Raw genomic sequence first — 11,808 nt, 5'->3', positions numbered from 1 at the left:
ACCGGCGGCCGGTCACTCGGTGTCGCGCGGGTCGGGCCCCTCCGGGTGCCGGTCGCGCCAGATCCAGAACACCACACACGCCACCAGCGCCCAGCCCGCCAGCACCAGATACGGCAGCACATGCTGATGCCCGCGGAAGTACACCGCCGTGTGCTGGGCATTGACCGAAGCACCCGGCGGCAGCCAGCGCCCGATCGCGCCGAGTACCGAGGGCAGCAGCGGCCACGAGACCGCGCCTCCCGAGGACGGGTTGCCCAGCAGCACCATCACACCCCAGGTCGGGATCATCGCCCAGCGCCCGAACAACGCGCTGAACATGGAGAAGATCATGCCGGAGGTGAACATCGTGAATGTGAGGATCGCCCACGACTGCGGGAACGGTAACGACAGCGCGCCCAGCCACCAGTCGACCACCGCCGCGATCGCGAACCCGCCCAGCAGCGCATAGGCCACCGTGAATCCGATCCGCTCCCACGGGCCCAGCGACCGCGCGTGCACAGTGAGCTGGATGGCTCCCACGAACCCGATGATCACCGCGGCGAGGGTGATGTAGAAGATCGCCAGACCGCGCGGATCGCCCGGCTGCAGCGGATTGATGTCGGTGACCACGACCGGGATCCGCGCCTCGCCTCCGGCGGCCGTCGCCGACTCGGTCACCACCTCGGCCACCGACGACCCCGACGCGCCCGACACGTCCACGGTCACCCGGGTGGCGTCACGCACGTCCAGAATCGCGAAGACCCGCTGAGCCTCGACGGCGGCCCGCGCGGATGCCGGTGTCTCGTAGCCGACCGCGTGCAGCGCGCCGTTCAGGCCCCGGTCCATCGCGTCGAGAAAACCCCGGCCCGCGGCCGGTACCGCGGCATCGCCGTCGACCACCGCGACGGGAATACGGTGCGGGGTCGGATTGGCCAGGATGTAGGTGTAGGAGCCGGCGAACAGTCCGGCCGCCACCGCCAGGATGAACACGAGCACCGTCGCGGGCAGATACGGGGACGAGCGGAACCGACGCCAGCGATCGTGCCACCCCGCCGCGTCCGCCGGTGTCCCGGCGGGAATGATCCGCTCGTCGCTGTCGGGCATGGGGGTCACCTTAGAAGCTCGCCCGGCCGAATCGGGGAAGCACTCGCGGGCGCGGTGACCAGCCGATTCCGGTGCCGTACCGGCCGCTCGCAATCCCGCCCGGCCGCCGCGGGCAAGAATAGAATTCACCGCGATCGAGAGTGCTGACGCCGCAAGGTATTTCCCATAGTTTGGGCTCCTGCCCATCCAGCGCGTCGCGGAACATCTCGTCCCGTACACGCCGTGGCCCAGTGTCGACCCCTGTGTCTCGTGTCGATCGAAAGGACCTCTCCCATGTCGTCGTTCCCGCCTCTGCTCGGGGTGGAATTGTCCGGCACCGGTGTGCACCCGGCGTCGTGGCGGCGCACCGATTCCCGGGCCGAGGAACTGTTCACGGCCGAGTACTGGCTCGACGCGATCACGGCGGTCGATCGGGCGGGATTCGATCTGGCCTTCCTGCCCGACTCCTTCGGCTCGCACGGTGCGGGCGGGTTCGGGCCGCTCGATGCCGTCGCGCTCGCCGCCCGCGCGGCCGCGGCCACCCGGACCGTCGGCTTGGTCCCACAGGCCACCGTCACCCACACCGAGCCGTTCCACATCTCCAAGGCGATCGCATCGCTCGATTACGCCACCTTCGGCCGGGCCGGCTGGGAGGTCGCCGTCTCACCGGGCGCCGAGCAGGCCGGACTGTTCGGGCGCAAGGGCGAACAGGACGACACCTCGCTGTGGCGGGAGGCGAACGAGGCGATCGAGGTGGTGACGCGGCTGTGGGACAGCTGGGACGACGACGCCGAGATCCGCGATCAGGCGACCGGGCGGTTCGTCGACCGGCACCGGCTGCACCACATCGACTTCACCGGTGAGCACTTCTCGGTCAAGGGCCCGTCGATCACACCGCGGCCACCGCAGGGACTACCCCCGGTCGTCGTGCGGGCCGGATCGGCGGCCGGTACCCGCCTGGCCGTGCACCGCGCCGACCTCATCCGGATCGCCGCGCCCGATCTCGCCGAGGCCGCGGCGCTGCGCAGCCGGTTGCGCGCCGCGATCGCGGCGGCGGGCCGGACTCCCGATGAGGTGCGGATCCTGCTCGATGTCGACGTGCATCTGGCGCCCACCGAGGAGCAGGCCCACGCCGAACTCCGCGAACTCGACTCCTGGGACAGGTCGGCCGCACCGGCTTCGGTGCGCTTTCTCGGGACGACAGGCGGACTGGGGGCGCTGCTCGAGGACGTCCAGCGCGAGTGTGCCGCCGACGGGCTGGTGCTGCGGCCGCTGGCGCTGCCCGCCTTCACCCGAGCCCTGGTCCGGCCCGCGCGCACCCTGCGCGCCCGGCTCGGCCTGGCCCGTCCGGCTGCCCGTTACGCACTCCCCCGAGGATGACCATGCCGAAATCTCAGGTACGCAAGCAGATTCATCTGGCCGCGCACTTTCCGGGGGTGAACAACACCACGGTGTGGAGCGTTCCCGAATCGGGGAGCCAGATCGAGTTCGATTCGTTCGTCCATCTCGCACGGACCGCCGAACGCGGCCTGTTCGACTTCTTCTTCCTCGCCGAGGGACTGCGCCTGCGCGAACACCGGGGGCAGATCTTCGATCTCGATGTGGTGGGCCGCCCGGACACCTTCACGGTGCTCAATGCCCTCGCCGGTGTGACCACCCGACTGGGCCTGGCCGGCACCATCAACACGACATTCAACGAGCCCTTCGAATTGGCCCGGCAGTTCGCCACTCTCGATCACCTCTCCGGCGGCCGGGCGGCCTGGAACGCCGTCACCTCCTCGGATGCGTTCACCGGCGAGAACTTCCGCCGCGGTGGATATCTCGAGCACGCACAGCGATACGCGCGCGCTGCGGAGGTGATCGACGCGACCCGCGCGATCTGGGACAGTCGCGCCGGCGAGACGCCGGTCGTCGACCGTGAACGCGGAGTATTCGGCGTACCGGCGTCTCGATTCGCCTATCGCGGAACACAGTTCGACATCCACGGCACATTCGGCCTGCCGGTGAGCCCGCAGGGGTATCCGGTCCAGATCCAGGCCGGTGATTCCGAGGAGGGCCGCGAATTCGCCGCCGCCAAGGCCGACGCCATTTTCAGCCGCCACGGCGAACTCGGGGACGGCCAGGCCTTCTACATCGATGTGAAGTCCCGGCTCGCCAAGTACGGCCGCGGCCGCGACGATCTGAAGATCCTGCCCGCCGCGACGTTCGTACTCGGTGACAGCGCCGCCGACGCACAGGAGCGCGCGCACGACATCCGATTGCGCCAGGTCGGTCCGCAGACGGCGATCGCCTTCCTCGAACAGGTCTGGGGCCGTGACCTTTCCGCGTACGATCCCGACGGCCCACTGCCCGATGTCGACCCGGTCGACAACGCGACCATCACCCGCGGCCGGGTCCGGCACGCCAAGGATCCGGCCGAGGTCGCGCGGTCCTGGCGGGAACGGGCCGCGGCGGAGAACCTCAGTATCCGCGAGCTGATCATCGAGGTGACCGCGCGCCAGCAGTTCGTCGGGACGCCCGCGCAGGTCGCCGCGGAGATCGACCGATACGTGCAGTCCGACGCGGCCGACGGATTCGTCCTGGTTCCGCATCTGACCCCCGCGGGTCTGGACGAATTCGTGGCGAAGGTGGTGCCGGAACTGCAGGATCGGGGCAGCTTCCGCACCGGATATCACGGCACGACCCTGCGCGATCATCTCGGATTGCGCCATCCCCAGCACGGCACCGAAGGAGTGCGAGCGTCATGACCGTGCCGCTGTCGGTACTCGACCTGTCCCCCATCAGCACCGGATCCACCGCCCAGCAGGCGCTGCGCAATACGATCGATCTGGCCCGGCATGCCGAGGCGTGGGGCTATCGCCGATTCTGGGTCGCCGAACATCATTTCGTCGCGGTCGCCTCGTCGGCACCCGCCACACTGATCGCACTGATCGCGGCGGCCACCGACACCATCCGGGTCGGTTCGGCGGCCGTCCAGGTGGGCCATCACACCTCGGCGGCGGTGGTCGAGGCGTTCGGCACCATCGATGCGCTGTATCCGGGCCGGCTCGATCTGGGCTTGGGCCGGTCGGCACACCGCATCGCCGAGGTGCGCTCGGCCGGGGTACCACCGGCTCCGGTACCGGACCGGCCCACGCGCGTCCGCGACGGCGTCGTGATCCCCCCGCCGTTCACCGCGGGACGGCTTCTCGACACCGCCCGGCTGGCAGCGACTTTCGAGGCATTACAGCTGCCGGGTACACAACCGCTGGATTATGGACTGCAGGTCCGGGAGATCCGGGATCTGCTCGACGGGAACTATCGCAGCTCGAAAGATGTTGCGCTGCACGCCGTCCCCGGTGAGGACGCCGATGTCGAGATCTGGCTGTTCGGCAGTTCGGGCGGCGAGAGTGCCCAGCTCGCCGGACGACTGGGCCTGCCGTTCGCGGCCAACTACCACGTCTCCCCGGGCACCGTTGTCGAGACCGTGGCGGCCTACCGCGCCGCGTTCCGGCCCTGCGCGCACCTCGAACGGCCGTACGTGGTGGTGTCGGCGGATGTCGTCGTCGCCGACGACGACGCGACCGCGGCCCATCTCGCCTCGACCTACGGTCACTGGGTCTACAGCATCCGCAGCGGCGCCGGTGCGGCGCAATACCTCGATCCCGACACCGCGCCGGCATTGACCGAACAGCAGCAGCGCCTCGTGCACGATCGGGTGACCACCCAGTTCGTCGGCGCACCGGCGACGGTGGCCGAACGGCTGTCGGCGCTGCAGGAGCTCACCGGCGCCGACGAACTGGTGGTCACCAGCGTCACGCACCGACACGAGGATCGGCTGCGGTCGCACCGGCTGCTCGCCGCCGAGTGGGGTCTGCCACGCTCGAAGGCGGCGTGATCGACCTACTATGGACCGGTGAGTCCATTGACGGCCAAGGGTGCGGCCACCCGGCAGCGCATCATCGAGGGTGCCGCCGCCGAGATCCGTGCCCGCGGTGTCGCCGTGACCACGCTCGACGACATCCGAGCACGCACCGGCACCTCGAAAAGCCAACTGTTCCATTACTTTCCCGACGGTAAGGACCAGCTGCTGCTCGCGGTGGCCCAGCACGAAGCCGATGCGGTGCTCGCCGATCAGCAACCCCATCTCGGCGCGCTGGATTCCTGGGCGGCCTGGCAACGCTGGCGCGATGTGGTGGTCGACCGCTACCGGCACCAGGGGCAGTTCTGCCCGCTGTCGGTCCTGATGTCGGAACTCGGCCGCACCACCCCGGGCGCCCAGCGGGTGACCGCGGAGCTACTGCGGCAGTGGCACGGCGACATCGAGCGCGGTGTGCGAATCATGCAGGCGGACGGGGGTGTTTCCGGGCAGGTCGACCCGCACCGGGCCGCGGCAGCACTGCTGGCCGGGATACAGGGCGGCGTCGGCATCCTGCTGGCCACCGGCGATATCGGGTTTCTGGAAGCCGCGCTCGACACCGGGATCGCCACCTTGCGCGAGACGGCGGACTGACGTTTCCGGCGGCCGCGACATCCGGAAACGGCCACACGCGACTGTTGCGGTGCCTCCGCCCGCGGTCCGCGAATGCGACGATAGTGTTTCAGGCATTGCCGAGGGCGCCGCACGGCGCCGCCGTCGGAGGTGCACGAGCGAGCGGGGCCCGTCATGCGATCACCCAAACCCACCAGTCATCCACCGACACACCACGTTCCCGCGAGTGAACGCCGGGTCGGTGGGCTGGCACACGATGGCGTCCGCGGGGGGCGGCCCACGGCCGAGACCGTCGCGGGGATGCGCGATGCCGGCGAACTTCTCGCCGACGCCCGCACCGCGATCACTCCGGTGCTGCGCGCGGCGGTGGCCACCTTGGGCCACCCCCTCGACCGGATGGCCGGATATCACTTCGGCTGGTGTGACGCCGAGGGGAATCCGCAGGCCGGTGCGCACGGCAAGGGCCTGCGCCCCGCCCTCACCCTGGCGGCCGCGGCCGCCTGTGCCGGATCGGTGGCCGACACCGTGCACGCCGGCGCGGCGGTGGAACTGCTGCACAACTTCTCGCTGGTGCACGACGACGTGATGGACGCCGATCCGCTGCGCCACGGACGGCCCACGGTATGGCGGGTCTGGGGTCCGACGAATGCGACTCTGCTGGGAGATGCTCTGCAGGCGTTGGCCTTCGCCGTACTGTCCGACGGCGGGGTCCCCGAACATGCCGGCGCCGCGGCGATCATCCGGCTGGCACGCACCACCGCGACTCTGTGCCACGGTCAGTATCAGGACTGCGATTTCGAGACCCGGCCCGATGTGAGCGTCGAGGACTACCTGTCGATGGCCGCGGGCAAAACGGCTGTGCTGCTGGGATGTTCGTGCGCGCTGGGCGGGCTGTGTGCCGGCGCCGATTCCCGGACCGTGGCCGCGCTGAACACCTTCGGCCGCAATCTGGGGCTGGCGTTCCAGCTCGTCGACGACGCCATCGACATCTGGGGCGATCCGGTGGTCACCGGTAAACCCCGGTACAGCGATCTGCGGGCGCACAAGCGTTCCTTCCCGATCGTGTGTGCCCTGAGCTCGGGAACGCCGGAGGGTGCGGAACTGGCCCGGATGTACCGTGATCCGGAGCCGATGCCGGAAGCCGATGCCGTCCGCGCCGCGGAACTGGTCGCCGCCGCCGGCGGGCGTGACCGGACCCAGCAGCGAGCCGATCAAGCCCTGCGGGCAGCGCTCACGAGCCTGCCCGCGGGCTTGGCTTCCGGCGACCTCACCACCCTCGCACACGTTGTGGTGCAACGTAATCGGTGACGGTGAGGTCGCCGGGAGCGGTTACTTCCGGCGGGCCGTCCGCCGTCCCAGCAATACCGCGCCGACCAGCAGTGCGATCAGGACGATCACACCGGCGATCACCAGGACGACGAGCGTCCCGGACACCCCGTCGTCGACACCGTCCTCGACGTCGGCCACCGTCGTCCCGGGCCCGGTCACCGGCGGTGCCGGGGTGGCGTTCTCGCCGAATATGCCGTCGGCCATGGACGTTTCGTAGACCGGCCCCGGCTCGGGGGTGCCGTCGACGGTCAGGTCCAGGCGAATCGGCACGGGCCCACCGGCACCCTCGGTGTGCGAGGGGCCCAGCGAGACCGCGATGTAGTACCAGCCGTCGAGGCCCTCCCGCTTGGCATCGCCGAACCCGGTGTCACGGTTGCGGTAACGCACCGGCACGGTCGCCAGCGCGGGATCGTTCGCGGGCATCGAGTTCGCTTCACCGTTGTAGCTGGTGAAGTCGTGATCGATCTCCTCGCGGATCGGTGAGTACAGTGTGGTCGTGGTCGTCGAGACCCCATCGAGTCCCTGCCCGCCGGCCGCGGCCAGGTCCACCCGATACGCCAGGCTCTGCCCCCAGCCCAATTTGACGCGGTAGAACACGAACTCACCGCGCTGCAAGGTGTCGGAGTAGCTGCCCGAACCGTTCAACGTCGTCGCGGCATTGAACGATCCGCCGCCCGCGACCGGTACGGGATCGCCGCTCGGCCGGGTGAACTGCGCCGCGGTCGTCGATGACGCCGGGCCCGGATCGGTGGCCGCGGATTCGATGCCGAACAGCAACTCCATCGGCAGCTGCTGTGGCATGTGGTCGGCGACACCGTGCCATTCGGGTGCGAAATAGTAGCGGCCACCGCCACGGCAGTTGTCGGAGCTCGTGTTGTTGCCCGACTTCTTCTGTGTCGCTCCGTCCCAGGCTTTGGTGACGGTCAGGGCCACACCGTCGCTGGTGTTCACCACCTGCTCGAACTCGAATACGTTGCAGTCCTGGCCATCCGCGCCGTACACCCGCAGATACAGCACACTGTTGTCGTTGTCGAGCTGTTCTCGTCGAACGTGCGGGAAGGCCATCGTGGCGCTGAAATACGCCATGGCGCCCTGTGGCACATCGATCGCGTAGTACTTCGTGTCGTGCTGACCGATGGTGTCCAGGTACTGGCCGGGCGTGGCGACCGGGGCGTCGCGATAGCCCGCGGTACCGGCGATCGGCGTGCCGAGTGGCTTGTAGCTGCGTAGTGCGGCCTGACTGACCCGGGGCAGAATGCGCCCCAGCGACTTGCCGTCGACGGCATCGGTGTAGGTGCCGCCGGTCTTCTGCGCGATACAGGTCAGCTGCCGGCGCGAGGCCTCGTCGACACCGAATCCGATGGCGTGGACGACGATTTTCGCGCCCTTGCTGTTGAGCTCCTGGGCCACCTCACAGGGATCCGGTGGCGCACAGGTGTCCTCACCATCGGAGACCAGCACGATCGAGCGGGGGCCGGACTCGGGCAGAGATTGCGCGGCGGTGCGCAACGAGGTGCCGATCGGGGTGTAGCCGCTGGCCCGGATGCCATCGACGGCGGTGTTCAGCGCGCCGCGGTCGATGATGTCGGCCTTGCGCAGCGTCTGCACGTCCTTGCAGCCGGTGGCCTTCTCCGCGTCGGAGGATCCCGTACCGGTGCCGTAGACCGTCAGGCCGACCTTCGACTCGGCCGGAGCGGCGTCGACGAAACTGTGCACCGCGGCCTTGGCCGCGTCCATCTTGGTCCCGCCGCCGGGGTCGGCGGCCTGCATCGACCCGGACGCGTCCAGTACCAGCATGGTGGGCGCGTATTCCGGCTTCTGTTCCTGGGCCTGTACCGGCACCGCCACCAGCGAGACGGCCACCGCCGTGACGGCGATGGTCAACAACTTGTGCAATCTGGACATTCTCTCCAACTCCGGTGATCCACCAAGATCAGCCATCAGATCACAACTTCACGACAAACCGGGCTTTTGTCGACCAGAAAGGATTTCGACGACTCGGCGTCGATCGCGCCAGCGGTGGTGAGTTATAACTGCTGCATGGGAAAGTCTGCTGATGACATCGCCGCCGACGCTACGGCGCCGTCGATGGCGCGGACTTCCCTGCTGCGGGAATTACCGAGCACCGAGCGCGGCCTGCGTACCCGCGCGGCATTGATCACCGCGGCGCGCCGGGTTTTCGAGACCAGCGGCTATCTCGACACCCGTCTGGTCGACATCACCACCGCGGCGAATTGCTCCTCCGGCACCTTCTACACCTATTTCTCCAGCAAGGAGGAGATCTTCGCGGCGGTCCTCGAGGTCGCCCAGGAGGACATGCTGCATCCCGGTATGCCCCATGTACCCGAGGCCGACGATCCGGCCGCGGTCGTGGCCGCGAGCAATCGCGCCTATTTCGAGGCCTATCAGCGCAATGCGAAGCTGATGGGCCTGCTGGAACAGGTCGCCAATATCGACCCGGAATTCCGGGTGTTGCGACAACGCCGGGCCGAAGCCTTCATCGACCGCAATGCGCGCAGTATCGAATCACTGCAGCGGCGCGGGCTCGCGGATACCGGCCTGGATCCCGTGCTCGCCTCGCGGGCACTGTCGGGCATGGTCAGCCGGCTCGCCTTCGGCCACTTCGTCACCGCCGACGATGTCGACCGGCCGGTCGACATCGATGCGCTCACCCACACCGCCACCCAGCTCTGGGTCAACGCGCTGCGGATACCCGCCAAATCCTGAACCGCTCGCCGATTCCCCGTCCGCCGGGACCCGCACCTGCTACAACAGCCAGGTACGGCGCTCACCACAAGCAGAATTGAACTTGACGTCAACCTCAACTACGGTGAGCGAAAGCTCGCAGACGAACAGGGGTACGCCAGTGCAGGTTGCGCAGAAGGTAGCCATCGTGACCGGCGGTGCAGGCGGGATCGGCAGCGCGATCGCTGCCCGGCTCGCCGCCGCCGGAGCCCAGGTGCTGGTGGCCGATATCGACGGTGATGCGGCGAAGGCTGTCGCCGGCGAAGTGGCCGCGACCCAGCCGGGTGCGTGTGTCGGGGTCGGCGCCGACGTCGCCGACCCGGACGCCATCGCCGGGCTCATCGCCACCGCCGAACAATCCTTCGGGCCGGTCGATCTGTACTTCGCCAACGCCGGTATCGCCGGTGCGGTGGGACTCGATGTCGCCGAAGCGGATTGGGACCGATCCTTCGATGTGAACGTGCGCGCGCACATCCGGGCGGCGAAGCAACTCGTCCCCGGCTGGCTCGAACGTGGCGCGGGCTACTTCGTCAGCACGGCGTCGGCGGCCGGACTGCTCACCCAGATCGGATCGGCGACCTATTCGGTCACCAAGCACGCCGCGGTGGGATTCGCCGAATGGCTCTCGGTCACCTACGGCGACCAGGGGATCCGGGTCAGCTGCCTGTGCCCGATGGGGGTCGAGACTCCCCTGCTCTACGCCGGTCGCGACTCCGGCGACGCGCTCGGCGAGGTCTCCACCCGTGCGGTCACGGCCGCGGGAGAAGTCCTCACACCCGCACAGGTCGCCGAGGTGGTACTGGCGGCGGTCGAGGCCGAGCAGTTCTTGATCCTGCCGCATCCCGGCGTGCTCGAGATGTATCGGCGCAAGGGTTCGGACTACGACCGGTGGCTGGGCGGAATGCGCCGCTACCAGCGCAGCTTGCTCGACGAGAACTGAATCCCGACAACAGCTTTCACGACGACCAGGAGATCACATGTCGATGTTCGACATATCCGAGCGGGCCGAGGACTATCGCACCCGGCTGCTGGAGTTCATGGACTCGCACATCTATCCGGCCGAGGCCGTCTACGACGAACAGATGCGCGCCGCCGGTGATCCGCATTTCCAGCCGCCGATTCTCGAGGAACTCAAGGCCGAGGCGCAGCGGCGCGGACTGTGGAATCTGTTCCATCCACATCCCGAGTGGGGGCCGGGATTGACCAATCTCGAATACGCACCGCTGGCCGAGATCATGGGCCGCAGCCATCTGGCGCCGGAGGTCTGCAATTGCAACGCGCCCGACACCGGAAATATGGAGGTGTTCACCCTCTTCGGAACCGAAGAGCACCACGAGAAATACCTGAAGCCACTGCTGGCCGGCACCATCCGCTCGGCTTTCGCGATGACCGAGCCCGCCGTCGCCAGCTCCGATGCCACCAATGTCGAGCTGTCGATGGTCCGCGACGGCGACGAGTATGTTCTCAACGGCCGCAAGTGGTTCGCCTCCAACGCCCTGCACCCGCACTGCACGGTGCTCATCGTCATGGGCAAGACCGATCCCGACGCCGCTCCGCATCGGCAGCAGTCGATGATGGTCGTGCCGATCGACGCACCGGGTGTCACCGTCATGCGTGGGCTGCCGGTATTCGGCTATCAGGACCGGGAAGGCCACGCCGAGATCGACTTCGACAATGTCCGGGTGCCGGTCACCGATGTGCTCGCGGGTGAGGGCGAGGGATTCGCCATCAGTCAGGCGCGTCTGGGACCCGGCCGCATCCACCACTGTATGCGCGCGATCGGAATGGCCGAGCGCGCACTGGAATTGCTGTGCCGCCGCGCGAGTACCCGCATCACCTTCGGTAAGCCCATCGCCGCGAACGCCAACATCCAGGACTGGATCGCCGAGGCCCGCATCGATATCGAGATGATCCGGCTGCTGACGCTCAAGACCGCATATCTGATGGACACCGTCGGCAACAAGGAGGCCCGCACCGAGATCGCGGCCATCAAGGTGGCCGCGCCACAGATCGCGTTGACGATCGTCGACCGGGCCATTCAGGTCCACGGCGGCGCCGGTGTGACCGACGACTTCCCGCTGGCGATGGCGTGGGCTCATCTGCGCACCCTGCGGCTGGCCGACGGCCCCGACGAGGTGCACAAGCGCACCATCGCCCGCCAGGAACTGCGCAAATACCGAGAAGTCAAGGCGGGCAACTGA

At 68.4% G+C, this 11,808-nt stretch carries 10 protein-coding genes; 8 read left to right on the top strand and 2 right to left on the bottom strand.

Going from position 1 to position 11,808, the window contains the following annotated elements; translation table 11 throughout:
- Nucleotides 1–12 precede the first annotated feature (12 nt).
- Nucleotides 13–1,083, bottom strand: coding sequence for an ABC transporter permease (locus tag AB0L57_RS00270; protein WP_364954655.1), 1,071 nt, complete (start codon nucleotides 1,081–1,083; stop codon nucleotides 13–15).
- A 273-nt stretch (nucleotides 1,084–1,356) separates the two neighbouring features.
- Here AB0L57_RS00270 and AB0L57_RS00265 point away from each other — a divergent pair, with 273 nt between their 5' ends.
- The 5 genes from AB0L57_RS00265 to AB0L57_RS00245 all read left to right on the top strand — a co-directional run bounded on the left by AB0L57_RS00265 (nucleotide 1,357) and on the right by AB0L57_RS00245 (nucleotide 6,841).
- Nucleotides 1,357–2,442, top strand: coding sequence for an LLM class flavin-dependent oxidoreductase (locus AB0L57_RS00265; protein ID WP_364954653.1), 1,086 nt, complete (start codon nucleotides 1,357–1,359; stop codon nucleotides 2,440–2,442).
- A gap of 2 nt (nucleotides 2,443–2,444) precedes the next feature.
- Nucleotides 2,445–3,809, top strand: coding sequence for an NtaA/DmoA family FMN-dependent monooxygenase (locus AB0L57_RS00260; RefSeq protein ID WP_364954651.1), 1,365 nt, complete (start codon nucleotides 2,445–2,447; stop codon nucleotides 3,807–3,809).
- Nucleotides 3,806–4,939, top strand: coding sequence for an LLM class flavin-dependent oxidoreductase (locus AB0L57_RS00255; RefSeq protein ID WP_364954648.1), 1,134 nt, complete (start codon nucleotides 3,806–3,808; stop codon nucleotides 4,937–4,939). The genes AB0L57_RS00260 and AB0L57_RS00255 overlap by 4 nt, the downstream gene beginning before the upstream one ends.
- A gap of 18 nt (nucleotides 4,940–4,957) precedes the next feature.
- Nucleotides 4,958–5,554 carry a TetR/AcrR family transcriptional regulator gene (locus tag AB0L57_RS00250; protein ID WP_364954645.1) on the top strand — a complete coding sequence of 199 codons (597 nt, stop codon included), beginning with the start codon at nucleotides 4,958–4,960 and terminating at the stop codon, nucleotides 5,552–5,554.
- Between the two features lie 279 nt (nucleotides 5,555–5,833).
- Nucleotides 5,834–6,841: a polyprenyl synthetase family protein gene (locus AB0L57_RS00245; RefSeq protein WP_364954642.1), complete on the top strand. Its 1,008-nt coding sequence runs from the start codon at nucleotides 5,834–5,836 to the stop codon at nucleotides 6,839–6,841.
- Nucleotides 6,842–6,862: 21 nt separating this feature from the next.
- Here the strand turns inward: AB0L57_RS00245 and AB0L57_RS00240 are convergent, their stop codons facing one another.
- Nucleotides 6,863–8,767, bottom strand: a complete 1,905-nt coding sequence (locus tag AB0L57_RS00240; RefSeq protein ID WP_364954639.1) for a VWA domain-containing protein — start codon at nucleotides 8,765–8,767, stop codon at nucleotides 6,863–6,865.
- Between the two features lie 135 nt (nucleotides 8,768–8,902).
- Here AB0L57_RS00240 and AB0L57_RS00235 point away from each other — a divergent pair, with 135 nt between their 5' ends.
- From AB0L57_RS00235 to AB0L57_RS00225, 3 genes are all read left to right on the top strand, one after another.
- Complete coding sequence (locus AB0L57_RS00235; RefSeq protein WP_364954636.1) at nucleotides 8,903–9,589, top strand: TetR/AcrR family transcriptional regulator; 687 nt, start codon at nucleotides 8,903–8,905, stop codon at nucleotides 9,587–9,589.
- A gap of 139 nt (nucleotides 9,590–9,728) precedes the next feature.
- Complete coding sequence (locus tag AB0L57_RS00230) at nucleotides 9,729–10,547, top strand: SDR family oxidoreductase (protein WP_364954633.1); 819 nt, start codon at nucleotides 9,729–9,731, stop codon at nucleotides 10,545–10,547.
- Between the two features lie 37 nt (nucleotides 10,548–10,584).
- Nucleotides 10,585–11,808, top strand: coding sequence for an acyl-CoA dehydrogenase family protein (locus AB0L57_RS00225; protein WP_364954630.1), 1,224 nt, complete (start codon nucleotides 10,585–10,587; stop codon nucleotides 11,806–11,808).

This window comes from Nocardia sp. NPDC052254 (assembly GCF_040679495.1).
Lineage (GTDB): Bacteria > Actinomycetota > Actinomycetes > Mycobacteriales > Mycobacteriaceae > Nocardia.
This window is presented reverse-complemented; position numbering and strand designations above follow the sequence as displayed.

Coding starts and splice junctions, on each gene's coding strand:
- AB0L57_RS00255 (WP_364954648.1), top strand. CDS start 3,806: ATGACCGTGCCGCTGTCGGTACTCGACCTGTCCCCCATCAGCACCGGA.
- AB0L57_RS00225 (WP_364954630.1), top strand. CDS start 10,585: ATGTCGATGTTCGACATATCCGAGCGGGCCGAGGACTATCGCACCCGG.
- AB0L57_RS00260 (WP_364954651.1), top strand. CDS start 2,445: ATGCCGAAATCTCAGGTACGCAAGCAGATTCATCTGGCCGCGCACTTT.
- AB0L57_RS00270 (WP_364954655.1), bottom strand. CDS start 1,083: ATGCCCGACAGCGACGAGCGGATCATTCCCGCCGGGACACCGGCGGAC.
- AB0L57_RS00235 (WP_364954636.1), top strand. CDS start 8,903: ATGGGAAAGTCTGCTGATGACATCGCCGCCGACGCTACGGCGCCGTCG.
- AB0L57_RS00265 (WP_364954653.1), top strand. CDS start 1,357: ATGTCGTCGTTCCCGCCTCTGCTCGGGGTGGAATTGTCCGGCACCGGT.
- AB0L57_RS00240 (WP_364954639.1), bottom strand. CDS start 8,767: ATGTCCAGATTGCACAAGTTGTTGACCATCGCCGTCACGGCGGTGGCC.
- AB0L57_RS00245 (WP_364954642.1), top strand. CDS start 5,834: ATGCGCGATGCCGGCGAACTTCTCGCCGACGCCCGCACCGCGATCACT.